Raw genomic sequence first — 23747 nt, forward strand, 5'->3', positions numbered from 1 at the left:
TTCGCCTTCCCGTCCGGTGGTCCGCTCCGGTGTCCATCCGGCGGGCCGCCCGCGCGACCTATCAGAATGGAATCATGGAGCACTCAGCCGGTAGCAGCCCCGTCCTGGTGGAGCCCGGCGCTGTCGCCGGGCCGCCGCCACGCGCCGCGGCCGGGGGGCCGCCGCGCCGACCGTCCCCGCCACCGGATTCCTTCGCCGGGCTGCTCGACGAGGCCGGCAAGCGCCGCGATCTGCGTCGGATGAAGACCGTCGCGACCGGCTTCCTGGTCGCGGCGACCGTGGTCTATCTGCTGTGCAGCTGGCTGAGCGCGCACGGCGCCGGAGCCTGGGTGGGCTATGTGCGGGCGGCCTCCGAGGCCGGCATGGTCGGCGCGCTGGCCGACTGGTTCGCGGTGACGGCGCTGTTCCGGCATCCGCTCGGGCTCCCTATTCCGCACACCGCGATCATCCGGAAGAAGAAGGATCAACTCGGCGAGGGGCTCGGCGATTTCGTGCGCGCGAATTTCCTCTCGCCCGAAACGGTCGCGGCGAAGGTGAATTCCGCGCAGATCTCGCTGCGGCTGGGCCGGTGGATGGCCGATCCGCAACACGCCGCGCGCGTTTCGCAGGAATCGTCCACGATTCTGCGCGCGGTGGTCGGCGCGCTGCGCGACGAGGATGTCGAGCAGATCATCGACCAGACCATCGTCAAGCGCATCGCGGAACCGGAATGGGGTCCGCCGATCGGCCGCGTGCTCGCGGAACTGCTCGCCGACAACCGCCAGGCCGCCCTGTTGGACCTGCTCGCCGAGCGCGCGCACCAATGGGCGCTGGGCAGTCAGGAGACCATCGACCGCATCGTCATGCGGGACGCGCCGAGCTGGGCGCCGAAATTCGTCAACGTGCTGTTGTCGGAACGGATCTACCGGGAATTGGTGGAATTCACCTGGAAGATCCGGTCGCAGCCCGATCACGAGGTGCGGGTCGCGGTGAATCGCTTCCTCGAGGAATTCGCGCACGATCTGCAGTTCGACCCGGCGATGATCAAGAAGGCGGAGCGGGTCAAGGCGGAGATCATGGGCCGCGAGGAGATCACCGGCATGGCCCGCGCGACCTGGCGCGCGGCCAAGCGGATGATCCTGGAATCGGCCGACGATCCGAACAGCACGCTGCGCCGCAAGATCACCGAGAACGTGCAGCAACTCGGCGATCGGCTGGCCGACGATTCGGAGCTGCGCGACCGGGTGGACTCCTGGGTCGAACGCGGGGTGCGCTACCTCGTGGTCACCTACGGCGCCGAGATCGCGACCCTGATCAGCGATACCGTCGCCCGCTGGGACGCCGACGAGGCGAGCAGCAAGATCGAGTTGCAGGCCGGGCGGGATCTGCAGTTCATCCGGATCAACGGCACGGTGGTCGGCTCCCTGGCCGGATTGGTCATCTACACCCTCTCGCATCTCGTGTTCGCCGTCTGATCGGGCACGCGACACCCCATGTCACGGGGTGCTAACTAGGGTGCTTGCAAGAGCTAGCACCCTGTCCTAGAATCGGCGGCACAACCGCCGGAAGGTGAGTCATGGCACAGGAGCCCGAGGTTTCCGACCAGACGACCGGGGAGTCCGCGGAACAGTCCGCAATCGCCGGAGATCGGGTGGGCCGCGTAGCCAACGCGGCACACGACATCGGAGGCTTCATCCGGGCGCAGCGAGAGGCCGCTCAGGTGTCGCTGCGTCAGCTCGCGCAGCTGGCGGGGGTGAGCAATCCGTATCTCAGCCAGATCGAGCGTGGATTGCGCAATCCGTCCGCCGAGGTACTCGCGCAGATCGCGAAGGGTCTGCGGGTGTCCTCGGAGGTCTTGTACATGCGGGCCGGTTTCCTCGAGCAGAGGTCGCACGGTCCGGTCCGGGACGCCCTGCTGACCGACACCGCGATCACCGAACGGCAGAAGCAGGTCCTGCTGGACATCTACGAATCGTTCCGCCGGGAGAACTCCGGCGGTGGCGCCGCCTCCGGGAGCCCCGACGGCGGCGCCGCCGTCGAGAGCCCTGGCCCCATCAGCCAGGAGAACGAAAAACCATGACCGAGACCATCACCCCCAGCGTCACCAAATCGCTGTATGCCACCGTCGGCGCCGGTGACGCGCTGTACGCCGTCGTCACCGAGGTCGTCGACAAGGTGCGCGGGCGCGCCGGTGGCACCGATGTGAGCGGCCGGGTCGGCGAGGCCCGCGAGCGGCTGTCCACGCTGCCGGCCGACGTCCAGGAGCAGATCGAGGCGCTGCGGCACCGGCTGCCGGACGACATCGCCGAACTGCGCGAGAAGTACAACCCGGCCAAGCTGAGCTCGGCGGAGACCCGCAGCAAGCTGACCGCCGAGCTCAACGACCGGTTCGGTCCGGACGAGCTGCGCAAGCTGGCCGATCAGTACTACCAGCAGCTGCTCGGCGTCTACGCGGAACTCGCCGAGCGCGGCGAGGTCACGGTGGGCCGGCTGCGTGCCACCCCGGGTGTCGAGGAGCGCATCGACCAGGTCGAGGGCGTCTACAACGATGTCGTCCACCGCGCCGAGGGCGTGCTCGGCAAGGTGTCCGAGCAGGTCGGCGGCCTGCTCGGCAGTAAGGCCGGCCAGGCCGGGGACGTCGATCGGGGCGAGGACGTCGTGCCGGTCGTCGACGGCGAGGTGGTCGAGGTGACCACCGAGACCGAGACCCTCGCCGAACAGGCTGCCGCCGAGCAGACCGTGGCCGACGAGGCCGCCGCCGTGCAGGCCGCCGCGGAGCGGGCCGCCAAGAAGTCTCCGGCGAAGAAGGCCGCACCGCGGAAGCCCGTCGCCGAGTAGTCCCGCACTCCGCTCGATTCAGCCGCCTCCGCGCATCTCCCTGTGCGGAGGCGGTTGTCATTTCGCGCCGGCTCCTATCATGGATCCCGTGTCCCTGACTCATGGCGTTCTCACCCTGATCTGGCTCGCCGCCGTAGGGGCGACCATCTTCGCGCTGATCCATGCCGTCCGGCAGCGGTCCGACGCGTTCACCGCGGTCGACAAGCTGACCAAGCCCATCTGGCTGACCATCCTCGGGGTGGCGCTGGTGTTCCTGGTGCTGGCCGAGACGGCGATCGGGCTGCTCGGCCTGGCCGCGGTGGTGGCCACCGGTGTGTATCTGGCCGATGTGCGGCCCAAGGTCGACGAGGTGCAGCGCGGCCCGCGCTGGTAAGGGGACTTGTCGTATTTCCCATGAGCCCGCCGGTTGCGTTGTGCGGGCTCACTGATCTGCCGTTTGCTCTGGTCGGCTCTGCCCCGGCAAGTTACTGTGTCAGTAAGTTACTGTTGTATTAGGTAACACACAGTTCTTGCACAAGGGAGTGTTCGGATGCCGGCGGTGTTCTCGCCGATCCAGGATCGGGTTCGTGATCTGTTGCGCGGACATCGCGCGAGCCTGCGCACGCGGCGCTACGCGACCGCGGCGTTCAACCCGCCCGCGGTGGCGGCGGAGGCGATCGAGGTGACCGGGGCCGACGGGACCCGGCTGCGGGTGCACGCCTACGGGCCCGCCGACGGTCCGGTGGTGGTGCTGGTGCACGGCTGGACCTGCTGCCTCGAGTACTGGAATCCCCAGATCAACGCGTTCGCCGGGGACTATCGCGTGGTCGCCTACGATCTGCGCGGGCACGGCGGCAGCGATCTCGGTCCCGTCCCGCCGACGCCGGACCTGCTGGCCGACGATCTCGGCGCCGTACTGGCCGCGGTGCTGCGGCCGGGGCAGCGGGCGGTCCTGGTCGGGCACAGCCTGGGCGGGATGACCATCCAGGCGTGGGCGGCGCGGCATCCCGGGCAGGTGACCGAGCGGGCGGCGGCGGTGGTGCTGACCAATACCGCTCCCGGGAATCTGATCGCCGAGACCACGGTGCTGCCGGTCTTCAACCGCGGGACGGTGTCGTTGCCGCACGGGCTGGGCCGCTGGGGTCTGGCCGCGCAGCTGCTGTTCCCGCCGATTCCGCCGGTGCGCTGGGTCTTCCGCCGTCAGGTGATGACGCTGGCATCCACCGGGGACGTGGCCGATTTCGCGTTGTCGATCGTGCGGTCGTGCCCGGCGGCGGTGCGCGGGATGTTCGGACTGCTGCTGGGTGATCTCGCGCTCGGGCGGGCCGCCGAGAATCTGACCGTGCCCACCACCGTCATCGCCGGTGATCGCGACGATCTGACGCCGCCGGTGCATTCCCGCCGACTGGTCGAAATGCTCACGCGGACAGGCTCTCTCGATACCTACCGGGTGTTGCGGACCGGCCATCTCGGCAATGTCGAGGCATATGCGGAGTTCAACGCCGAGCTGGCCCGGGTGCTGGTCGCGGCGCACCACAGCGCGGAGGCCACCGCCTGACGCGAATCGCCGGTACGAACCGCATCGGGTCGTGCCCGGAGCAGGTTCCCGCACCCGTCTGGCGCGGAACAGGGTGCGGGACCCTGCCCCGGATACGAAACGTCGTGGGGCGGAACGGAATTCGGGTCGTGACCGGCCGCCGGCGCGGTCCGGCGGCTCAGTCGAAGACGACCGTGCGGCGGCCGTGGACCAGTACCCGGCCCTCCAGATGCCAGCGCAGCCCCCGGGCCAGCACCACCCGCTCGATGTCGCGGCCCTGCCGCACCATGTCGCGGGCGGTGTCGGCGTGGTCGATGCGGGTGACGTCCTGTTCGATGATCGGGCCCGCGTCCAGTTCCGGCGTCACGTAGTGGCAGGTGGCGCCGATCAGCTTCACCCCGCGCGCGAAGGCCTGGTGGTAGGGCCGCGCGCCGACGAACGAGGGCAGGAAGCTGTGATGGATGTTGATCGCCCGGCCGGCCCAGTGTTCGCACAGCTCGGCGGGTAGCACCTGCATGAACCGGGCGAGCACCACCGCATCCGGTTCGTGGGCGTCGACCAGCGCGCGGACCTGCTCGAAGGCCGGGCCGCGCTCGGCCGGGTCGCGGGGGAAGGGCACGTGGTGGAACTTCACGCCGTGCGCGCTGGTCATCTCGGCCAGATCGGGATGGTTGCCGACGACCGCCTCGATGGTGGCCGGCAGTTCGCCGCTGGCGGCCCGGCCCAGCAGATCGTGCAGGCAGTGGCCGTCCTTGCTGACCAGCAGCACCGCCCGCCGCCGCTGCGCGGAATCCAGTACCTGCCAGTCCGTCTCCGGGCTCAGCCCCGCCGCCACCGCGCCGAACCGCGTGCGCAACTCGCCGAGCGGGAACGGCACCGTCGGCGCGAGGATGGCCTGGCGGGTGAAGAACCAGCCGGACTCCCGGTCGGAGTGATATCCGGCCTCCACGATCGACCCACCGAACTCGGCGATGAACGAGGTGATCCGGGCGATGATGCCCGGACGATCCGGGCAGCCGAGGGTCAGCACGTAACGCCGGTCGTCGGGGCGGGCGGGGGTGGAGCTCATCGCTCCATCCTCGCAGGATGACGATTACGGCCGATAGAAGGGTTCGGCGTAGCGGAACTCGCCCGTCATCCCCGGCTCGTGCGCGGTCAGCGGCCGCACCTGGAAATGCGAGACCCAGGCCGGTTCGTCGGGCAGGATGCCCAGCCGCGCGCCGGGCAGGAAGCCGAAGCGCGGGTAGTAGTCGAGGCTGCCCAGCAGGCCCACCAGCGGTTCGTCCAGTGCGTCGGCGGCGCCCAGCGCGGCGTGCATCAGCGCCGATCCGATGCCCTCGCCCTGGCGCTGCGGCAGCACCCCGATCGGGCCCAGCGCCAGCACCGGGAATCGGCCCACCCCGGCACGGGTGAGGCAGACGTGCCCGACGACGTGCTGGGCCAGCTCCGCCACCAGCGACAGGGTCGGCATCCAGCCGGCATCGCTGCGCAGCCGGTGGACCAGGTGCACCTCCGCCGGATCGGCCGCGCCCGCAGGCGTCGCGGCCGGACCGCCGCCGTCGCCGGGATGTTCGCGGGCGAACGCGGCCCGGTGCACGGCGTCGATGGAGAGGATGTCGTCGGCCCGCTCGCGCCGGATCAGCACGATGACCTCTCCTTCCGCCCGGACGGGGCAGCCGTCGGCTTGTTGCTTCGAGTGTGCGCGCCGGGACCGGCGGCCCGCAACGTCGCGGCCCGCGTGTGCCAGACTGCACAATCGTGGCTGACATCCCCCTCGCACTCACCCGGCGGGAGGTGGCGGCGCTGATCGACCACACCCTGCTCGCCCCCGAGGCCACCCCGGCCGATGTGACCGCGACCGTGGCCGAGGCCCGCGCACTCGGGGTCTTCGCGGTATGCCTGTCGCCGTCGATGCTGCCCGTGCGCGAACCCGGCCTGGCGGTCGCGACCGTCGCCGGATTTCCCTCCGGTAAGCATCACGCGCTGGTCAAGGGCTCCGAGGCGCGGCTCGCGGTGGAACAGGGCGCCGACGAGGTCGACATGGTCATCGACGTGGGCGCCGCGGTGGCGGGCGACTACGACGCGGTGCTGGCCGAGATCATCACCGTGCGCGAGGCGATCGGCGATCGGGCGCTGTTGAAGGTGATCATCGAATCGGCGGCGCTGTCGGATGCCGCGATCGTCGCGGTGTGCCGGGCCGCGCGGCGCGCGGGCGCCGATTTCGTGAAGACCTCCACCGGATTCCATCCCGCCGGCGGTGCGTCGGTGCACGCGGTGCGGCTGATGGCCGAGGCGGTCGGCGGCCGGCTGGGGGTCAAGGCCAGCGGCGGGATCCGGACCGCGGCCGCGGCGGCGGAGCTGATCGCCGCGGGCGCCACCCGGCTCGGGCTGTCCCGCTCGCGCGAGGTGCTGGCCGGATTCCCGGAGTAGCGGCCGGTCAGCAGCGGATATCGGTGTTCTCGTTCGCCTGCAGCTGCGACGCGCCGCCGGTCAGCTGCACCGACAGGCCGTTGTCGGTGACGTGCACCGCCGTCGGATGCATGTCCAGCGGGTAGGTCTGCAGGCTCTGGGTCATCACGTCGACGATGCCGGAGACCAGATCGGTGGGCAGGCCGATGCCGAGCAGCGAGGCCGAGGCCGTGGTGACCTGGATCTGGTTGCCGACGATCTGCGGTTTCAGCTGCAGGTCGGCCAGGCCGCCGAGCACCTTGACCGTCAGCGTGCCGGCCGACGCGTCGGATTTCACGTCGGACACCATGCCCTTCAGGGTCTGCTGGATGCCGTCGTCGCTCCAGGTGACGTCGGCGCTGCTGCTGCCCACGTCCGCGCCGCGACCGGCCATGCGGACGTCGTTGATCTTCGCGTGCACCTTCATGCCGACCGCCGGGCCGAACTTGGCGTCGTCGCTGTCGACCGTCACCGAGCCGACCTTGTGATCGATCGCGGTGAGCAGCAACGGTTTCGCGCCGAAATGCACCGAAACCTTGGAGCCGAGGTCGTGTTCCGCCTGGGTGGCGATGCAGTCGGCGTAGTGCTTGCGGTAATAGGTCTCCGCGCCGACCAGCGCGGCGATCGCGACGAGCACGACCACCAGCCCGGCGATCAGGAGATTACGACGCAGGTTGCCGGTGCCACCGGGACGCGCGCCCATGGCGACTGTGGTATCAGTGCCGTAGTCGGGGTGCGAACTCATATCCGCGATTCTTCCCGCTCATTCATGAGCGGCCCCTGTGGCGCGGCTGAGAGCACGGCCAAATTCTCGATCCGGGCCGATTACGGCTTGTCGCGATGGGCCCGAGCGTAACCTGAATCACATGTCCGGGGATGCTGCTATCGACGAGGATCGCGATCCGGACTCGGATTGGTGGGCCTTGCGACAGCTGGCCCGGCGGCACGCCGGATACTTCACCACCCGCCTGGTGTGGCGCACCCGATGCGAGGCCAGGATCCGCACCGGACTCGACGACGGTTCGGTGATCCGGGTCGGGGTGGGCCTGTTGCGGATGACGGATTGGCCGCAGGGCCCGCTGGACGAGTACGCGATGTGGTCGGCGTGGTTCGACGGCGCCGCCGCGGTCTCCCATCACAGCGCCGCCGAACTGCACGGCCTGGGCCGGTTGCGACCGCGATTCGTGCACATGTCGGCCGGTGACGGCCGGTTGCCCAGCGCACCCGGGCTGGTGGTGCTGCGCCGGGTGCTGCACGGCCGGGACGTGGAATCGGCGGGCACCTTCCTGGTCACCACCCCGGTGCGGACCGTACTCGACCTCGCCGAGGCCGGTATCGGACAGGACGCGCTGACCGAGGTGGTCGCCGACGCCCTCGCGATCCGGCGCTGCGCCGGGGCCGAGATCCGGCACGCGGCGGCGATCCTGCCGCCGCAGACGGCCGCCCGCTTACGCCGGGCCCTGGCCCGGTCCTGACGGCGCGACCGCGGGCCACGGTACCGAGAGTACGCAGTCGCGCATCCGGCGGCGATAGTGCCGAATCGGAAAACCGTTCTCGCGCAACAGTTCCGCGGCCGCACGCCAGCGGGCCCGCGGCCCGTAGGGCGCCAGCGGCGCGGCGCGGGCCCAGGCCCGGTCGGCCGCGGCGAGCAGTGCGTGCACCGGTTCGCCGGGGATGTTGCGGTGGATCAGCGCCTTCGGCAGCCGTTCCGCCAGATCGGAGGGGCGCTCCACGGTGAACGGGTCCCAGGCCAGCGTCAGCGACAGCGGACCGGAGCCGTCCAGCAGTACCCAGGCGCAGCGGCGGCCCAGTTCGTCGCAGGTGCCGTCGACCAGCAGCCCGCCGGGGGCGAGGTTGCCGAGGACGGTCGCCCAGGCTCCGGCGACCGCCTCCTCCGGATACTGCCGCAGCACGTTGAACGCGCGGACCAGCACCGGCCGCAGGCCGGCCAGTTCGAATCCGCCACGCGCGAACCGGACCCCGTCCCGGCCGGGTACCACCCGCTCGGGATCGATCTCCAGGCCGATCACCCGCACCTCGGCGCGCACCCGCCGCAGCCGACCGGCCAGTTCCAGCGTGGTCACCGGGCTGGCACCGTAGCCGAGGTCGACGACCAGCGGATCCCGCGCCTGCCGCAGCCGCGCGGTCACCAGATCGTCGTGGATCAGCCAGCGGTCGCTGCGGCGCAGGCGGTTCACCCCGGTCGTGCCGCGGGTGATGCTGCCGACCGGCTTGCGCCCGGCGCCGGATCGGGCGGGGTCGGGGTCGCTCAGGTGAGCGGGTTGTGCTCGTCCAGCCACTGCTTGGTGAACTCCGCTTCGGCTCGCAGCAGATCCACCAGACTGACCAGCATCAGCTGTTCCAGCCTGGCGCCCAGGAACGGGATCTGCACGGTGGCGATATTGGTGATCCGCAGCGTGCACCCGGTGTCGGTGGCGAACAGGTGCATGCTGCCGCCCAGCCCGCCCGGCGGACCGGACGGGATCTCGGCGACGTATTCGCCGAACACCTCGGGCCCGAACGGGCCGTAGACCTCGCGGCGGGTGATCACCATGTCCCGCCGCATGATCGACTGGGCCAGATCCGGCAGCATGACCCGCGGCAGCACCTGCTCCAGCACGACCGTGACCCCGCTGTCGCCCGCGTCGAGGGCGACCACCTCGTTGGGGGAGTACTTGCGCATCTCCTCCATCCGCGCATCCCAGTAGGCGCGGTCCGACAGCAGCGCGTACACCTCTTTGGTGGTGCGCAGCGGGAAGCGGGCTGAGTAGTTCAGTCGGCGGGTCATGGGCGTTGAGGCTACTTGGTGTGACTCACGACTCTTCCGCCGCGGCCGTATTATGACCGCGGCAGCAACACGACTCGAAGGTGTCGGCGGTGTGCGATCAGTGCTGGGAGACCCAGGTATCGGTGAAGGCGGCCTCGGAAGCCAGCAGTTCCAGCAGCTTTTCGGCAACCACGGCCTCGATCTTCTTGCCGAACAACGGGACCGCGACGTGCACCGAACCCTCGACGGTGGCGACCGTGCCGGATCCGTTCTCGGTCAGGGTGACCGTCCCGTTGACCTCCGCGGGTGCGCCGTCCACATGGGCCTCGAAGGTGCCGGTGTTCGAACCGGCGGTGTAGACCTCGGTCCGCGGGATGATCATGTCGCCGGGCCGGACCGAGGTGATCGAGCTCGGCAGCTCCGACGCGGCGATGGTCTGCACCATGCGGATCGTCAGTACCTCGCCGGCCGGTTCGAACGATTCGAGCCGGGCGCCGGGCCCGCCCACCTCGGCGAGCCGGTCCTTCCAGTACTGCTCCGAGGCGATTGCCGCACGGACCGCGTCGGCCGAATGCGAGTAGGTAGCGGTGAACGCCAGGGGTGTCGCCATGGGGCAACACGCTACCGTCTGTGGTCGTGAGTACACATCAGGTGGTGTCGTCACAACACGTCAGCGCGTTGTTGGCGGCAACCGGTGCGCGGCTGCGCGATTCGGTGCCGCTGGCCGAGCTGACCACGTTGCGGGTGGGCGGTCCGGCGACGGTCGCGGAGTGCACCACGACCGAATCGCTGGCGGCGACCGTGCGCACGCTCGACGCCGCCGGGATTCCGGTGCTGCTGGTGGCCGGCGGCTCCAATCTGCTCATCGGCGACGGCGGATTCGGCGGGGTGGTGGTGCGGATCGCCACCACCGACGTGCGGATCGGCGCCGACCACGTCCTGGCCGAGGCCGGCGCCGACTGGGATGCCGTGGTGGCCGCGACCGTCGAGGCCGGGCTCGGCGGCCTGGAATGCCTGTCCGGGATTCCCGGCTCCGCGGGGGCGACGCCGGTGCAGAACGTCGGCGCCTACGGCGTCGAGGTGGAACAGACCATCCGGCGGGTGCGGCTGCTCGACCGCGCGACCGGCGACATCCGCTGGGCCGAGCCCGCGGAACTGGGATTCGGCTACCGCACCTCGGTGCTCAAGCACAGTTCCGCCGCGGTGGTGCTGGCGGTGGAATTCGCGCTGCGGGCCGACGGGACGAGCGCGCCGCTGCGCTACGGCGAACTGGCCCGCGCGCTCGGCGCGGCCGAGGGGGAGACCCGGCCGGCCGCCGACGTCCGGGCGGCGGTGCTGCGGCTGCGGGCCGGTAAGGGCATGGTTCTGGATCCGGCCGATCACGACACCTGGAGTGCGGGCTCGTTCTTCACCAACCCGGTGGTGCCGCACGCGGGGGAGCGGCGGATTCTGGACGCGATTGCCGCATATGTGGGGGAAGTCACAGTTCCGTCGTACCCCGCGCCGGACGGTGTGAAGTTCTCCGCGGGCTGGTTGATCGAGCGCGCGGGCTTCGCGAAGGGCTTCCCCGGCCCCGGCGCGCCCGCGCGATTGTCCACGAAACACACGCTGGCGCTGACCAATCGGGGGGCCGCCACCGCCGCCGATCTGGTCGAACTCGCGCGGACGGTACGCGACGGTGTGGAGCAGCGCTTCGGCGTCCGGCTGGAGCCCGAACCGGTGACCGTCGGCGTTACAGTCTGAGAGCGTGGTGTTCGCCACGGTGTCGACCACCGGGGTGGCGATTTTTTCGCGGTAGATTCGAGAAAATGAACGCCCGAGCAGCTGTGAGTCGCCGTGCCCTGTTGATGGGGGCAGCCGGCGTCGCGACGGCCGCGGTGGCTGCGGCGTGCTCGAACGGTAAGACCACATCCGGCACCGCAGCGCCCGCCACCACCGCCGGACCGACGGTCAAGGTGAAGCTGGAACCCGGTGACGGCAGCGCCAACATCAACCCGGTCGCGCCGGTCACCGCCACCGTGTCCCAGGGGCACATCGACAAGATCGCATTGACCAATGCCGCCGGTAAGGAGGTCACCGGCGAGCTGTCCGCGGATCGCGTCAGTTACAAGATCAGCGAGCCGCTCGGCTACAACGCCGCCTACACCTGGAGTGGTACCGCGGTCGGCACGGACGGGAAGTCCGTCCCGATCTCCGGCAAATTCACCACGCTGGCGCCGAAACAGTCCGTGCCCGCGACGATCAACATCGGTGACGGCCAGGAGGTCGGCATCGCGGCGCCGCTGATCCTCCAGTTCAAGAGTCACGTCGTGAACAAGGCGGCGGTGGAGAAGGCGCTCAGCGTCACCACCACGCCCGAGACCGAGGGCGGCTGGGCCTGGCTGCCCGACGAGAACGGCGGTTCGCGCGCGCACTGGCGGCCGCACAACTACTGGCAGCCCGGCACCGCGGTGACCTTCGGCGCCAAGCTGTACGGGCTGGACCTCGGCGACGGCGCCTACGGCTACGGCGACCTCACCTCGCAGTTCAAGATCGGCCGCAGCCAGATCGTGAAGGGCACCGCCGCCAGTCACCGGGTGCAGGTGATCCGGGACGGCTCGGTCGTCTTCGACTTCGCGTGCAGTTACGGCGAGGGCAACGAGGCGCGCAACGTGACGCGCTCCGGCATCCATGTGGTGACGGAGAAGTACGAGGACTTCATGATGTCGAATCCGCCGTTCTACACCAACGTTCGCGAGCGCTGGGCCGTACGCATCTCCAACAACGGCGAATTCATTCACGCCAACCCGGAATCGGCCTCCGCGCAAGGTAATTCGAACGTCACCAACGGCTGCATCAACCTCAGTACCGAGGATGCGCAGAAGTACTTCCCGACCGCGCTCTACGGCGACCCGGTCGAGGTGACCGGGACCTCGATCGCGCTGTCGGCCGCCGACGGCGACCTCTACGACTGGACCATCGACTGGGATACCTGGAAGACGTTGTCCGCCTTGAACGGTGAGCCGAGCGGGGCGGTGTCGGCTACACCACTGCCGCCGCAGGCCGTGGGCGGCGGGCACTAGCCACCGGTGATCCCGCGGGCCGAATGATGTTCGGCCGCTTCGTGTTACCGAGCGCCGGTCAGCGGGGCGGGCCCGCCTCGATGCGGTCCAGGGCCGCGTCGTACTCGCCCGCGCCGGGGCGGAAGCCCTCGATCCACCAGGTCGCGCCCGCGGCCGCGACGGCGCCGACGGTGTCGCGGGCCGCATCCGGCTCGGCGGCCGGGGTGCGGCCGGTGATCACGACGTCGAACGGGTCGTCGCCGGTGCGTAGTTCACCGGTCGCCGCGACCAGGTCGGCGACCGCGGCGGGGGTGGGCCGCCAGGAGCCGTCGGCCGGGTCGACCATCGTCGGCGCGATACCGTCCCAGCGCACCGCGCGGCGCAACGGCCGGCGGTTCGGCCAGTCGCAGCCGATCCAGATCGGCGGACGGGGTTGCTGGATCGGGGCCGGGCGGAAGGTGACGTCGGCGGCGGTCAGGTGCTCGCCGTGGAAGTCCACCCGCTCGCCGGACCAGAGTTCGGCGAGCAGCGCCAGGCCCTCGTCCAGCCGGTCGGCCACCGTGCGCGGCTCGGTCGGCTCGCCCCAGGTGCCGAATTCGGCGGGCAGGGTGAATCCGAGGCCCGCGCCGAGGACGAGACGTCCGCCGGACAATCGGTCCAGGGTGGTCGTCCGGCGGGCCAGCGGGCCCGGCCGGTAGCGCGCGACGGGAGTGACCATGGGGCCGAACCGGATTCGCGTGGTGGACGCGGCGACCAGGGTCAGCAGCACCCAGGGGTCGGCGGTCTCGAGCGGTCCGTAGGCGAAGACCACGTGATCCCAGACGAAGAAGCCGTCCCAGCCCGCGTCCTCGGCGCGGCGGGCCAGTTCGGCGACCCGCCGCGGATCGGTGAACTCGCCCAGGTTCGGCACGGACAACCCGAATCGCACGATCCGGATGCTACCGAGATCGGGCCGGAAAGGACACGACCAGAACGGTTTTCGCCGGTCAGCCGCGGCGGGCGAACCGGGTGGCGCCGGCCTGGTCGCGCGGCTTCACGATGATCTGGTCGAGGTTCACATGCGCGGGCCGGTCGGCGACGAAGCCGATGATCTCGGCGATGTCCTGCGCCACCAGCGGATCGATGCCCTGGTAGACCTTGGCGGCCCGGTCGGCGTCGCCCTGGAACCGGACCAGCGAGAATTCGGTCTCGACGGCGCCGGGGGCGATTTCGGTCAGCCGCACCGGCTGCCCCACCAGCTCGTCGCGCAGCGTGCGGTGCAGGACGCCCTGGGCATGTTTGGCGGAGGTGTAGCCGGCGCCGTTCTCGTAGACGGTCAGCGCGGCGATCGAGGTGACCGTGACGATCAGGGCGTCGCCGGAGGCGATCAGCTTCGGCAGCAGCGCCTTGGTGATCCGCAGCGTGCCGAGCACGTTGGTCTCCCACATCCAGCGCCAGTCGTCGAGGTCGGCCTCGGCGATCGGGGCCAGTCCGTGCGCGCCGCCCGCATTGTTGACCAGTACGTCGACCCGGTCGACCGCCTCGGTGAAGGTACGCACCGACTCGTCGTCGGTCACGTCCAGCGGCAGCGCCGTCGCGCCGATCTCGTCGGCGAGCCGCTGCAGCCGGTCCTGCCGCCGGGCGCCGACGACCACGTGATAGCCCTGCGCGGCGAGCTGTCGTGCGGTGGCTTCCCCGATTCCGGAACTGGCGCCGGTGACGACGGCGGTACGAGAGGTCATGCGCAGAGCTTAGGACCCGGGCGCCGGGATCGGTCCGATCGGCGGCGGTGATCACCGCCACGACCGGCCGCTAGCCTGACCCCATGTCGATTCGGGAAGTCGTGAGCGAGGACGGGACCGCGATCGTGTACCGGGTGACCGGTCCCGCGGCCGCGCGGCCGCTGGTCCTGCTGCACGGGTGGTCGGGCAACCTGCAGTGCTGGGGGCGGGCCGCTGACGTGCTGGCCGCGCGCTTCCGGGTGATCGCGGTCGACCTGCGCGGCCACGGCTACTCCGGCGCCCCCGAGACGGGCTACGACGATCCGCGCAATTGGGCCGCCGACGTGGCGGCCGTGCTGGCCGGTGAACGGATCGAGACCGGTGCGGTGCTGCTCGGCTGGTCCTACGGCGGCATCGTGCTCACCGACTACCTGGCTCGCTACGGGACGGGCGCGGTGGCGGGGGCCGTGTACAGCGGCTCGCAGGCCGGGATCGGACGCGGGGTGCCGGGCTCGGAGCCCGGTCCGGCGATGCGCAAGGCGATCCCGGACGTGTTCGAGGAGAGCGCGGGCCGGGCCATGCGCGGATTCGCGGCGTTCGGCAACGCCAACACCGGTCCCGGCCGGGACAAGGGCGCCGACGCCCAGCGCCTGTTCGGCGGCAGCCTGTCCACGCCGCCGCGGGTCCGCAAGGCGCTGATGTATCGCACTGTGGACAACACCGCCACCCTGCGCACCCTCGACATCCCGGTCCTGGTCCTGCACGGCACCGCCGATCCGGTGGTGCCGGTGGAGAACGGCCGCTACACCGCCGCGGCCGTGCCGGACGCCGAGACCTCGTTCTGGGAGGGCGCGCAGCACGGCCTGTTCCTCGAGGATCCCGACCGCTTCGCCGCCGAGGTGGGGGCGTTCGTCGACGGGTTACCCGGCCTCTGATCGCCGGAGTGCGCGATTCCCGACCTGGGGGACGAAACCGGCCTGGTCCGCGATTTCCCTGCTCCTGGAAACGGCCCGGCGTCCGCGATTCGCCTGCTCCGGGGACGAACGGCCTGGAGCCTGCGATTCTCCCGGATCCCGGGGCGAGACGCCGCACGCACCAGCCGGAGTGCCCCACGTGAGTCATCGGCTGCGACAGTTCGAGAGCCGGATGATATGTCCTGCTTCACCTTTACCGGCGTGCCGGTCGAAAGTTGTTCCGATGCAGCTGTTTCCGGATGGTTCCGGGCTTGCGAGGTTGCCCGGTCGTTGTGTGCCAACGGTTTTCGCGTATCCGGGGTTTCGGGGCCGGCCGGCCGGGTATCGCGGCCACATGTGTCGAACCGGAGGGTCGCGGGGACCGTTGTCAGAGGTGTGGGTGAGCACACAGGATCGGGTGCGGCGGACGGGTGTGCGCTTGTGACGGCAGTCACTCGATGGCGGAGCGCGCGATACGGGCGGGAATCGGCCGTGCACACTGGAGGGGTGAGTCAACGCCCGGACCTACGGCCCCATCGGATCGCCGTGTTGTCGGTGCACACCTCACCTCTTGCTCAGCCGGGCACCGGCGACGCGGGCGGGATGAACGTCTACGTGCTGCAGACGGCTCTCCAGCTGGCCCGGCGCGGCGTCGAAGTGGAGATCTTCACCCGGGCCACCTCGTCGAACGACGAGCCGGTCGTGGAGGCCGCGCCGGGGGTGCTGGTGCGACATGTGGTCGCCGGACCCTTCGAGGGGCTGGACAAACACGATCTGCCCACCCAGCTGTGCCCGTTCGCCGCGGAGGTGCTGCGGCAGGAGGCGCGCCATCTGCCGGGTCACTACGACCTGATCCACTCGCACTACTGGCTGTCCGGCCAGGTCGGATGGCTGGCGCGGGATCGCTGGCGGGTGCCGCTGGTGCACACCGCGCACACCCTGGCCGCGGTCAAGAACGCCTATCTCGCCGAGGGGGACACGCCGGAGCCGGTGGCCCGGGAGATCGGCGAGAAGCAGGTCATCGCCGAGGCCGATCGGCTGGTGGTGAACACCGCCGACGAGGCCCGGCAACTGGTGGATCGGTACGGCGCCGATCCGGGTCGCATCGATGTCGTGCTGCCGGGCGCCGATCTGACCCGCTACCGGCCCGGTGATGCCGCGGCCGCGCGGGCCGAACTGGGTATCCGGCGCGACGAGCAGGTGGTGGCGTTCATCGGGCGGATCCAGCCGCTGAAGGCGCCGGATGTGCTGGTCCGGGCCGCCGCCGAGGTGTTGCGTACCGAACCGGATCGGCGGCTGCGGGTGCTGATCGTCGGCGGGCCGTCCGGGAGCGGGCTGGAACGGCCGGACGCGCTGATCGAACTGGCCGCCACCCTCGGCATCGCGGATCGGGTGACCTTCCTGCCGCCGCAACCGCCGCAGCGGCTGGTACAGGTGTACCGGGCCGCCGATGTGGTGGCCGTGCCGAGTTACAACGAATCCTTCGGCCTGGTGGCGATCGAGGCCCAGGCCAGCGGCACCCCGGTGCTCGCCGCACGGGTCGGCGGGCTGGGGACCGCGGTGCGCGACGAGGTGTCCGGGCTGCTGGTGCCGGGGCACGGCGCGCCGGAGTGGGCCGCCGCGCTGCGCCGGCTGCTGGACGATCCGGCACGGTTGCGGCACATGGGTGCGGCGGCCGTGGCGCATGCCGCGAACTTCTCCTGGGAGCACACCGCCGAAAGCCTGCTCGACAGCTATGCGCACGCCTTGCAGGACTTCCGTGGCATGCCGTCGCGGCTGGCGGCCGGCTCGGCGGCGGACAATCCGGCCAGATCGCGCACCGTGTGGCGCCGCCGGATCGGGGTGATGCGCTGATGTCCGTCGAGCAGACCGCGCAGCTCATCGAGGACACGCTGCGCGACCACGAGATCGAATACAGCCGGGACACCCCGGAGACGTTCGTCGCGATCCTGCCCGGCGAGCGCAAGTACCGCACGCCGGTCATGCTGACCGTCAGCGAGCCGGGGGTCCGGTTCGAATCCTTCGTCTGCCGCAAACCGGAGGAGAACGCCGACGGCGTGCACTCGTTCCTGCTGCGGCGCAACGCCCGGCTCTACGGGGTGGCCTACGCATTGGATCAGATGGGTGACATCTATCTGGTCGGCCGCATCGCCACCTCCGCGGTGAGCGCGGACGAGCTGGACCGCGTCCTCGGTCAGATCCTGCAGGCCACCGACGACGACTTCAACACGCTGCTGGAGCTCGGATTCGCGGGAGCCATTCGGCGGGAATGGGATTGGCGGGTCTCGCGGGGCGAGTCGCTGCACAATCTGCGGGCCTTCACCCATCTGGTGGACGACGACGACGCGCAGGCGCGCGTGGCCGAATCGGAGTAGCGGCCGCTCGCCGCCGGACCCGCTGGATACGCTCGGGGTATGGAGCTACGCGACGCGCTGCGGACGACGGGGGCGATCCGGGACTTCACCGGCGAACCGGTGCCCGACGAGACCCTCTACCAGATTCTCGACACCGCCCGCTTCGCACCCAGCGGCGGCAACCGGCAGGGCTGGCGGGCGATCGTCGTCCGTGATCCGCAGGTGCGGGCCGCGCTGCGTGACCTCTACCTGGTCGGCTGGTACGACTACCTGGCGCTCGGCCGCGCCGGGCTGGTGGCCTGGGCCCCGCTCACCGATCGCGAGGCCGAGACCCGCGCGCTGGCCGAGCCGCGCCCGCCCGCCCGCGCGGGGTTCGCGGAACAGTTGCACGAGGTGCCCGCGCTGCTGGTGGTGCTGGCCGATCAGCGCGCGCTCGCGGCGATGGACCGGGATTTCGACCGCTACACCTTCGCCGGGGGCGCCTCGGTCTACCCGTTCGTGTGGAGTGTGCTGCTCGCCGCCCGCGAATTCGGGCTCGGCGGCGTGATCACCACCATGCTGGTCCGGTCCGAGCCGCAGGTGAAGGCGCTGCTCGGCGTTCCGGACGAATTCGCGGTGGCGGCCGTGGTCGCGCTCGGGCATCCGGTCCGGCAGCCGTCGCGGTTGCGGCGGGCCACGGTCGAGGATTTCACCACGGTCGACCGGTTCGACGGCGCGGAGTTCACCCGCTGATCGGCGGATGGTCGGTGCCGGTGGGAATTCCGCCCGCTGATGCACCGGACACGCAGGCGCACAAGGCGTATCGAGCGCGGGCCCGGCACGGCGGGGTCCGCGAGGTGTGAGGAGAAGGTGACGTGACGGTGCTGGCGCTGGACATCGGTGCGACGAAGTTCGCGGCCGGTGTGGTGCGGGGCGGGACGGTCGAAGCGGTACGGCAGGTGCCGGTGCCGGCCGAGCGGGTGTGGGACGCCTGCCGGGAACTGCTGCGCGGGGTGGCCGGTGGGGAGGTCGTGACCGCGGTCGGCATCGGGTCGGCCGGGCCGGTGCGGGTGTCCGACGGGATCGTCGCACCGCTGAACATTCCGGAGTGGCACAACGGATTTCCGGTCGTGGCGACGGTCGGCGAGCTCTTCCCCGGGGCGGTGGTCCGGCTCGCGGTGGACGGCGCCTGCCTGGCGCTGGCCGAACTGCACGTCGGCGGGTTGCGCGGGCTGCGCAACGGGATGGCCATGACGGTCTCGTCCGGGATCGGCGGCGGCATCGTGATCGACGGCCGGGTCGCGGTGGGTAACACCGGTAATGCCGGGCACGTCGGCCACATCGTGGTGCCCGGGTTCGACGATCCGTGCGGGTGTGGCGGTCGCGGCTGCGTGGAGGCGGTCGCCAGCGGGATGTCCTCGGTGCGGTGGGCCCGGTCGCAGGGGTGGACCGGGAATTCGGGGGTGGAACTGGCGCGCGCGGCCCATGCGGGTGAGGCGGTGGCGGTGGCGGCGTTGCGGCGCGCGGGAACCGCACTGGGCACGGCGATCTCGTCGGCCGCCGCACTGCTGGACATCGACCGGGTGGTGATCGGTGGCGGGTTCGCGGAATCCGGTGCGCCACTGTGGGATCCGATGCGGGCTGCGATTCGCGAACATGCCCGGCTGGTGTTCACCCGGGAACTGCGGGTGGTCGCGTCCGAGATCTCCGGCGGCGCCACACTGTTCGGCGCGGGCGTACTGGCCAGTGGCGCGGCCGAATAGTGGTTGCCGCGGTGGCGCGTCGGCGGTGGCCGGTGCGGCACAGCGGTGGCCGGTGCGGTACAGCGGTGGTGGCCGGTGCGGCACAGCGGTGGTGGCGGGTGCGGTGTAGCGACGGTGGCCGGCGCATCGGCTCGGCGGTGGGGCGGCGCATCGGCTCGGCGGTGGAGCGGCGGATCGGCTCGGCGGTGGGGCGGCAGGTCGGCTCGGCGGTGGGCGGTTCGGCTCGGCGGCCGGAAACCGCTCGTGGGAGGATGGCGCCATGACCTACACCCTCGTGCTGCTGCGCCACGGCGAGAGCGAATGGAATGCCCTGAACCTGTTCACCGGCTGGGTGGACGTGCGCCTGACCGAGAAGGGCATCGCCGAGGGGAAGCGGGCCGGTGAGCTGTTGCGGGAGAAGGGCATCCTGCCCGATATCGTCTACACCTCGCTGCTGCGGCGGGCGATCAGCACCGCGAATTTCGCGCTCGACGCCGCGGATCGGCACTGGATTCCCGTGGTGCGCGACTGGCGACTGAACGAGCGGCACTACGGCGCGTTGCAGGGCAAGAACAAGGCGCAGGTGCGCGATCAGTACGGCGAGGACCAGTTCATGTTGTGGCGGCGCAGCTACGACACCCCGCCGCCGCCGATCGAATCCGGTTCGGAGTACAGCCAGGACGGTGACCCGCGTTACGCCGGCATCGACCTGCCCGCGACCGAATGCCTGAAGGACGTCGTCGCCCGGATGATCCCGTACTGGGAGGAGACCATCTCCCGGGATCTGGTGGCCGGGAAGACCGTTCTGGTTGCGGCGCACGGCAATTCGCTGCGCGCGCTGGTGAAGCACCTCGAGGACATCTCCGACGACGACATCGCCGGCCTGAACATCCCCACCGGCATCCCGCTGCGCTACGAACTCGACGAGAACCTGCGGCCGATCGGCGCGGGCGAGTACCTGGATCCGGCGGCCGCCGCGGCCGGCGCCGCCGCGGTCGCCAATCAGGGTGCCAAATAGCACTTCTCCCGACGCGCGCCCCGGACGTCCCCAGCGGACATCCGGGGCGTGTTCGCATTCCGGTCACGTGTACGAAACGCGTACTGGTCGGATCGGTCGAGGGCTGGTAACGTTACGCCGTTCAGCGCTCGGCGACCGTTGAAATACTTTCTGCCAAGGGGGATTTCGCGCCGTCACGGCTTTCCGGCTGCCGGTGCGGTGGACGCGAGGGAATCCTTCCCGGTACGCGATCCGGGTGAGCAGAAAAGGGAATGACACATGGGTGCAGCAAGCCGGGCCCGATCGGTGCGTCGGGTCCTGGTGCTGATGGCCGCGTCGGTGAGCACGGGGGCGGCGGTGCTGGCGGGGGCCGGGACGGCCGCCGCGGACGGACCGGCCGTGGTCGGCGGCGGTTCGGGAGTTTTCGTCGAGCAACTCGACGATCCGAATTCGATCGGGGCGTGCACGGTCACCGCGGTCGGCTTCGACGCCGACAATCGGCTGGTGGGGCTGACCGCCGGACATTGCGGTGAGGTCGGCGCGCGGATCCTGGCCGAGGAGTCGGTGCATTCGGGCGTGATCGGCGTGATCGCCAACAAGAGCGCGGGCGGGGACTGGGGCGTGATCCAGTTCGATCCGGGTCGCGTGGCCCCCACCCGTCAGGTCGCCCAGTCGGTGATCAACGGGGTCGGCGCGCCGCCGCGGGTGGGCGATATCGCCTGCAAGAACGGCCGGACCACGGGTTACACCTGCGGACTGGTGTGGGAATCGAATCCGGTGTTCTTCCGCAGCCAGGTGTGCGCCAACCACGGCGACTCGGGTGCGCCGGTGCTGCTCGGTGATCGGCTGGTCGGCATGGTGATCGGCGCGGCCGACGTCGACGCCGGCCCGGTCAGTGTCGAGTTGCCGATGTGCGAGGGCGCGGGCGATCTGGTGCACGAGCCGGAGGTGGCGACCACCATCAGCGCCGTACTCGCCGATATCAACGCGCACGGTGGCGTGGGCGCGGGCTTCCGCACCTTCTGACACCGGATGGGCCGGGTGGCGTGGTCGCGCCGCCCGGCCCGTGCTGTGGTTCCGATCGCATCTCGGCCGGTATCGCTATGACCGGCCGGAAACCTGTGCGCGCGCTGTGCCAGCGGATTTGCCGCGGCGCCGGGAATCGGTCCGTTCGCGGTCGCATGAGGGGATGAGAGAATTTCCTTCCGATTGGCGTATCGGCGGTGTGCAACCTACTGGTCGGTAGATACACTCTCGATCGTCCGATTTCGGCGAGAGATGGATCACGTTCGATGAAGCATGCGTTGCGCGCCACAGTGGCGGCGACCGCCGCGGCGGTGGCGGTTCCGTTCCTCGCCACTGCGGTGACCCCGGCCACCGCGACCGCGTCGCCGGTCGCCGCGGGTCCGGACGGCGGCGCCGTCGGCGCCGGCTGGGCCGCCGCCGAGGACGGCGCGCAGGAGTATCCGAACATCCACATCGACTGGGACGTCCCGATCACCATGAGCGACGGCGTGGTGCTGAAGGCGAACGTGTACCGGCCCGCCGATGCCGCCGGCCGCCCGATCGGCGCGGCGACGCCGACGATCGTCAACCTGACGCCCTATACGAAACTGCTGTCGGCCGTCGCCGATCAGCTCCAATCCGTACCGGGCCTGTCGGATTCGCTGCTGGAGTTCTTCCGGAGCATCGATCTGGACGGCACCCCGATGTCGGGACTGGGCGATCTGCTCAACGCCGTCGGCAACGGCGAGATGCGCAACTTCGCCGTCGACCGCGACCTGATTCGCGGCGGCTACACCCAGGTGGTGGTGGACGTCCGCGGTACCGGTTTCTCCCAGGGCGACTGGGATATGCTGCGCGACCGCGAACAGCAGGACTCCGTCGAGGTGATCGACTGGGCCGCCGCGCAACCGTGGTCCGACGGCCGGATCGGGATGAACGGGATGTCCTATTCGGGCATCAACCAGTTGCAGGCCGCGCAGCGGCGACCGGCCGCGCTGCGCGCCATCTTCCCGGTGGTGCCCGGCAGCGATCTGGTCGACGACGTCCTCGCGCCCGGCGGTGGGTTCGGCTTCAACTTCATCCCGTTGTGGCTGAGCCTGGTCGACGGCCTGAAGCTGGTCCCGGACCTCTCGGCGCTGGCGAACGGCACCTTCGACACCCGATGGCTGGCCGACCGCGCGGCCGATCCGTTCACCTATATGGACGTGCTGCTCAGCGCCTACACCAGTACGCGCATCGAGGATCTGGATCCGCGGGTGCGCGCGATGCTCACCGATGTCACCTCGGAACGGCAAGCGTGGCTGGGTGATCCGAGCCGGGTCGAGGTGCCGACCTTCGTCGTCGGCGGCTGGCACGACCTGTTCACCTACTCGGAATCGAAGATCTACGAAGCGATTCCGCTGCCGCCCGGGCAGAAGCAACTGCTGATGGGCAACACCTATCACGTGAGTTCCGGCAGCGAGGCGGGGAAACCCGGTCTGCCGCCGCGCCTGGACGTACTGCAGCGCGCGTGGTTCGACAAGTGGCTGAAGGGAATCGACAACGGTATCGACGGGTACGGCCCGGTGACCCTGCGGCAGCAGGGCGGCGGCTGGGTGACCCAGGGTGGCTTCGGCCCCTCGGAACCCGCGGGCGAATCCGGCCGGTATCGGCGGATGTACTTGTCCGCCAACGGAAGTGGTACCGCGGCGAGCGCGTACGACGGTTCGCTGAGCGGCGCGGCCGTTCCGGCGGTGACCCAGCTGACCGTGGCGCCGGGCCTGACCATGGTGTGCTCCAACGACACCGCGCAGGCGACCATGGGCCTGCTGTCGGTGGTGGACGCCTGCGCACTGGATTCCCGGATCGCCGAGACGAATGCGCTCACCTTCACCAGCGATCCCGTCACCGGGCCGACCACGATCTCCGGGCCGATCGCGGCGCATCTGGAGACCGTGCAGGACGCCGCCGACGGGTACTGGGTGGTGACCGTGAACGACGTTGCGCCCGACGGCCGTTCGACCGTGCTGTCCTCCGGTCAGCTGCTGGCCTCGCTGCGGCAGGTCGACGAGGAGCACAGCTCCCGCTCGGACAGCGGCGACTACACCGACCCCCGCGCCTACACCTCGCTGGACAGGCGGCAGCCCACCGAACCGGGCGAGCCGACCACGCTCGACATCGCGCTGCCGGCCACCGACGCGGTCCTGCAGCCGGGACATCGGCTGCGGGTGGACGTGTTCGCGAGCAACTTCCCCAAGGGGCTGCCGATCACGCCGATGCTGCTCGACACCGGCCTGCGGCCCGAACACGTGCGGCTGGATCCGGATGCGCCCAGCTACGTGAACGTCTCGCTGCGCGGCGAGACCGGCTGGTGAGTTTCCGGCGCCGTCGCCGACGGCGCCGCGACCCGGTGTCCGGCCCGGCAGGGGCGGGCCGGACACGGGCTCGG

Annotated in this window: 25 protein-coding genes; 17 read left to right on the top strand and 8 right to left on the bottom strand. The window is 70.5% G+C overall.

Annotated features, from left to right (window positions below; genetic code table 11):
• Window positions 1–74: 74 nt before the first annotated feature.
• From G361_RS0138695 to G361_RS0138715, 5 genes are all read left to right on the top strand, one after another.
• A complete protein-coding gene (locus G361_RS0138695; protein ID WP_081635811.1) occupies window positions 75–1454 on the top strand; it encodes a DUF445 family protein in 1380 nt (459 codons plus the stop codon).
• A 101-nt stretch (window positions 1455–1555) separates the two neighbouring features.
• Window positions 1556–2059 carry a helix-turn-helix domain-containing protein gene (locus G361_RS0138700; RefSeq protein WP_019932524.1) on the top strand — a complete coding sequence of 168 codons (504 nt, stop codon included), beginning with the start codon at window positions 1556–1558 and terminating at the stop codon, window positions 2057–2059.
• On the top strand, window positions 2056–2817 hold the full coding sequence (locus tag G361_RS0138705) for a hypothetical protein (RefSeq protein WP_019932525.1): 762 nt from the start codon (window positions 2056–2058) through the stop codon (window positions 2815–2817). Before G361_RS0138700 ends, G361_RS0138705 begins: the two co-directional genes overlap by 4 nt.
• A 79-nt stretch (window positions 2818–2896) precedes the next feature.
• Window positions 2897–3190 (top strand): DUF2516 family protein, encoded by a 294-nt coding sequence (locus G361_RS0138710; protein WP_019932526.1) that lies wholly within the window; start codon window positions 2897–2899, stop codon window positions 3188–3190.
• Window positions 3191–3346: 156 nt separating this feature from the next.
• Window positions 3347–4354: an alpha/beta fold hydrolase gene (locus tag G361_RS0138715; protein WP_052173004.1), complete on the top strand. Its 1008-nt coding sequence runs from the start codon at window positions 3347–3349 to the stop codon at window positions 4352–4354.
• Between the two features lie 157 nt (window positions 4355–4511).
• On the opposite strand, the gene purU is transcribed toward G361_RS0138715, so the two are convergent.
• Window positions 4512–5402, bottom strand: coding sequence for a formyltetrahydrofolate deformylase (purU, locus tag G361_RS0138720; RefSeq protein ID WP_019932528.1), 891 nt, complete (start codon window positions 5400–5402; stop codon window positions 4512–4514).
• A gap of 24 nt (window positions 5403–5426) precedes the next feature.
• Window positions 5427–5978 carry a GNAT family N-acetyltransferase gene (locus G361_RS0138725; protein WP_019932529.1) on the bottom strand — a complete coding sequence of 184 codons (552 nt, stop codon included), beginning with the start codon at window positions 5976–5978 and terminating at the stop codon, window positions 5427–5429.
• A gap of 122 nt (window positions 5979–6100) precedes the next feature.
• On the opposite strand from G361_RS0138725, the gene deoC reads away from it, so the two are divergent.
• Window positions 6101–6763: a deoxyribose-phosphate aldolase gene (gene deoC / locus G361_RS0138730; protein WP_369798059.1), complete on the top strand. Its 663-nt coding sequence runs from the start codon at window positions 6101–6103 to the stop codon at window positions 6761–6763.
• 7 nt (window positions 6764–6770) lie between these two features.
• Here deoC and G361_RS0138735 read toward each other — a convergent pair whose 3' ends face one another.
• Window positions 6771–7526: a DUF2993 domain-containing protein gene (locus G361_RS0138735; RefSeq protein WP_231387238.1), complete on the bottom strand. Its 756-nt coding sequence runs from the start codon at window positions 7524–7526 to the stop codon at window positions 6771–6773.
• Window positions 7527–7647: 121 nt separating this feature from the next.
• On the opposite strand from G361_RS0138735, the gene G361_RS0138740 reads away from it, so the two are divergent.
• Window positions 7648–8256, top strand: coding sequence for a hypothetical protein (locus G361_RS0138740; protein WP_019932532.1), 609 nt, complete (start codon window positions 7648–7650; stop codon window positions 8254–8256).
• On the opposite strand, the gene G361_RS0138745 is transcribed toward G361_RS0138740, so the two are convergent.
• The 3 genes from G361_RS0138745 to G361_RS0138755 form a co-directional block, all read right to left on the bottom strand.
• Window positions 8230–9054, bottom strand: coding sequence for a hypothetical protein (locus G361_RS0138745; protein ID WP_052173028.1), 825 nt, complete (start codon window positions 9052–9054; stop codon window positions 8230–8232). The genes G361_RS0138740 and G361_RS0138745 overlap by 27 nt on opposite strands.
• Window positions 9051–9569 (bottom strand): DUF2505 domain-containing protein, encoded by a 519-nt coding sequence (locus G361_RS0138750; RefSeq protein ID WP_019932534.1) that lies wholly within the window; start codon window positions 9567–9569, stop codon window positions 9051–9053. The genes G361_RS0138745 and G361_RS0138750 overlap by 4 nt, the downstream gene beginning before the upstream one ends.
• Window positions 9570–9666: 97 nt before the next feature.
• On the bottom strand, window positions 9667–10158 hold the full coding sequence (locus G361_RS0138755) for a DUF2505 domain-containing protein (RefSeq protein WP_019932535.1): 492 nt from the start codon (window positions 10156–10158) through the stop codon (window positions 9667–9669).
• Window positions 10159–10199: 41 nt separating this feature from the next.
• Between G361_RS0138755 and G361_RS0138760 the strand changes: the two genes are divergently transcribed.
• Both G361_RS0138760 and G361_RS46205 read left to right on the top strand, forming a co-directional pair.
• Window positions 10200–11291 (top strand): UDP-N-acetylmuramate dehydrogenase, encoded by a 1092-nt coding sequence (locus G361_RS0138760; RefSeq protein WP_019932536.1) that lies wholly within the window; start codon window positions 10200–10202, stop codon window positions 11289–11291.
• A 65-nt stretch (window positions 11292–11356) separates the two neighbouring features.
• Entirely contained in the window at window positions 11357–12610 is a 1254-nt protein-coding gene (locus G361_RS46205) for an Ig-like domain-containing protein (protein WP_036496580.1), read from the top strand.
• 58 nt (window positions 12611–12668) lie between these two features.
• Here G361_RS46205 and G361_RS0138770 read toward each other — a convergent pair whose 3' ends face one another.
• Both G361_RS0138770 and G361_RS0138775 read right to left on the bottom strand, forming a co-directional pair.
• A complete protein-coding gene (locus tag G361_RS0138770; RefSeq protein ID WP_019932538.1) occupies window positions 12669–13517 on the bottom strand; it encodes an LLM class flavin-dependent oxidoreductase in 849 nt (282 codons plus the stop codon).
• A 58-nt stretch (window positions 13518–13575) separates the two neighbouring features.
• Entirely contained in the window at window positions 13576–14310 is a 735-nt protein-coding gene (locus G361_RS0138775) for an SDR family NAD(P)-dependent oxidoreductase (protein WP_019932539.1), read from the bottom strand.
• Between the two features lie 83 nt (window positions 14311–14393).
• On the opposite strand from G361_RS0138775, the gene G361_RS0138780 reads away from it, so the two are divergent.
• The 8 genes from G361_RS0138780 to G361_RS0138815 all read left to right on the top strand — a co-directional run bounded on the left by G361_RS0138780 (window position 14394) and on the right by G361_RS0138815 (window position 23673).
• On the top strand, window positions 14394–15224 hold the full coding sequence (locus tag G361_RS0138780; protein ID WP_019932540.1) for an alpha/beta fold hydrolase: 831 nt from the start codon (window positions 14394–14396) through the stop codon (window positions 15222–15224).
• Window positions 15225–15749: 525 nt separating this feature from the next.
• Entirely contained in the window at window positions 15750–17096 is a 1347-nt protein-coding gene (gene mshA / locus G361_RS0138785; protein WP_026344039.1) for a D-inositol-3-phosphate glycosyltransferase, read from the top strand.
• Window positions 17096–17617, top strand: coding sequence for a YbjN domain-containing protein (locus tag G361_RS0138790; protein ID WP_019932542.1), 522 nt, complete (start codon window positions 17096–17098; stop codon window positions 17615–17617). The genes mshA and G361_RS0138790 overlap by 1 nt, the downstream gene beginning before the upstream one ends.
• A 39-nt stretch (window positions 17618–17656) precedes the next feature.
• Window positions 17657–18328: a nitroreductase family protein gene (locus G361_RS0138795; protein WP_019932543.1), complete on the top strand. Its 672-nt coding sequence runs from the start codon at window positions 17657–17659 to the stop codon at window positions 18326–18328.
• A 122-nt stretch (window positions 18329–18450) separates the two neighbouring features.
• Window positions 18451–19338, top strand: coding sequence for an ROK family protein (locus G361_RS0138800; RefSeq protein WP_019932544.1), 888 nt, complete (start codon window positions 18451–18453; stop codon window positions 19336–19338).
• Window positions 19339–19597: 259 nt separating this feature from the next.
• Complete coding sequence (locus G361_RS0138805) at window positions 19598–20335, top strand: phosphoglyceromutase (protein WP_019932545.1); 738 nt, start codon at window positions 19598–19600, stop codon at window positions 20333–20335.
• 258 nt (window positions 20336–20593) lie between these two features.
• On the top strand, window positions 20594–21340 hold the full coding sequence (locus G361_RS0138810) for a S1 family peptidase (protein WP_231387239.1): 747 nt from the start codon (window positions 20594–20596) through the stop codon (window positions 21338–21340).
• Between the two features lie 266 nt (window positions 21341–21606).
• Window positions 21607–23673, top strand: a complete 2067-nt coding sequence (locus G361_RS0138815) for a CocE/NonD family hydrolase (RefSeq protein ID WP_026344041.1) — start codon at window positions 21607–21609, stop codon at window positions 23671–23673.
• Window positions 23674–23747 lie beyond the last annotated feature (74 nt).

The sequence above is a fragment of the Nocardia sp. BMG111209 genome (genome assembly GCF_000381925.1).
In the GTDB taxonomy this organism is placed as follows: Bacteria; Actinomycetota; Actinomycetes; order Mycobacteriales; family Mycobacteriaceae; genus Nocardia.

Coding starts and splice junctions, on each gene's coding strand:
- G361_RS0138695 (WP_081635811.1), top strand. CDS start 75: ATGGAGCACTCAGCCGGTAGCAGCCCCGTCCTGGTGGAGCCCGGCGCT.
- G361_RS0138700 (WP_019932524.1), top strand. CDS start 1,556: ATGGCACAGGAGCCCGAGGTTTCCGACCAGACGACCGGGGAGTCCGCG.
- G361_RS0138705 (WP_019932525.1), top strand. CDS start 2,056: ATGACCGAGACCATCACCCCCAGCGTCACCAAATCGCTGTATGCCACC.
- G361_RS0138710 (WP_019932526.1), top strand. CDS start 2,897: ATGGATCCCGTGTCCCTGACTCATGGCGTTCTCACCCTGATCTGGCTC.
- G361_RS0138715 (WP_052173004.1), top strand. CDS start 3,347: ATGCCGGCGGTGTTCTCGCCGATCCAGGATCGGGTTCGTGATCTGTTG.
- purU (WP_019932528.1), bottom strand. CDS start 5,402: ATGAGCTCCACCCCCGCCCGCCCCGACGACCGGCGTTACGTGCTGACC.
- G361_RS0138735 (WP_231387238.1), bottom strand. CDS start 7,526: ATGAGTTCGCACCCCGACTACGGCACTGATACCACAGTCGCCATGGGC.
- G361_RS0138740 (WP_019932532.1), top strand. CDS start 7,648: ATGTCCGGGGATGCTGCTATCGACGAGGATCGCGATCCGGACTCGGAT.
- G361_RS0138750 (WP_019932534.1), bottom strand. CDS start 9,569: ATGACCCGCCGACTGAACTACTCAGCCCGCTTCCCGCTGCGCACCACC.
- G361_RS0138755 (WP_019932535.1), bottom strand. CDS start 10,158: ATGGCGACACCCCTGGCGTTCACCGCTACCTACTCGCATTCGGCCGAC.
- G361_RS46205 (WP_036496580.1), top strand. CDS start 11,357: ATGAACGCCCGAGCAGCTGTGAGTCGCCGTGCCCTGTTGATGGGGGCA.
- G361_RS0138775 (WP_019932539.1), bottom strand. CDS start 14,310: ATGACCTCTCGTACCGCCGTCGTCACCGGCGCCAGTTCCGGAATCGGG.
- G361_RS0138780 (WP_019932540.1), top strand. CDS start 14,394: ATGTCGATTCGGGAAGTCGTGAGCGAGGACGGGACCGCGATCGTGTAC.
- G361_RS0138790 (WP_019932542.1), top strand. CDS start 17,096: ATGTCCGTCGAGCAGACCGCGCAGCTCATCGAGGACACGCTGCGCGAC.
- G361_RS0138795 (WP_019932543.1), top strand. CDS start 17,657: ATGGAGCTACGCGACGCGCTGCGGACGACGGGGGCGATCCGGGACTTC.
- G361_RS0138805 (WP_019932545.1), top strand. CDS start 19,598: ATGACCTACACCCTCGTGCTGCTGCGCCACGGCGAGAGCGAATGGAAT.
- G361_RS0138810 (WP_231387239.1), top strand. CDS start 20,594: ATGGGTGCAGCAAGCCGGGCCCGATCGGTGCGTCGGGTCCTGGTGCTG.
- G361_RS0138815 (WP_026344041.1), top strand. CDS start 21,607: ATGAAGCATGCGTTGCGCGCCACAGTGGCGGCGACCGCCGCGGCGGTG.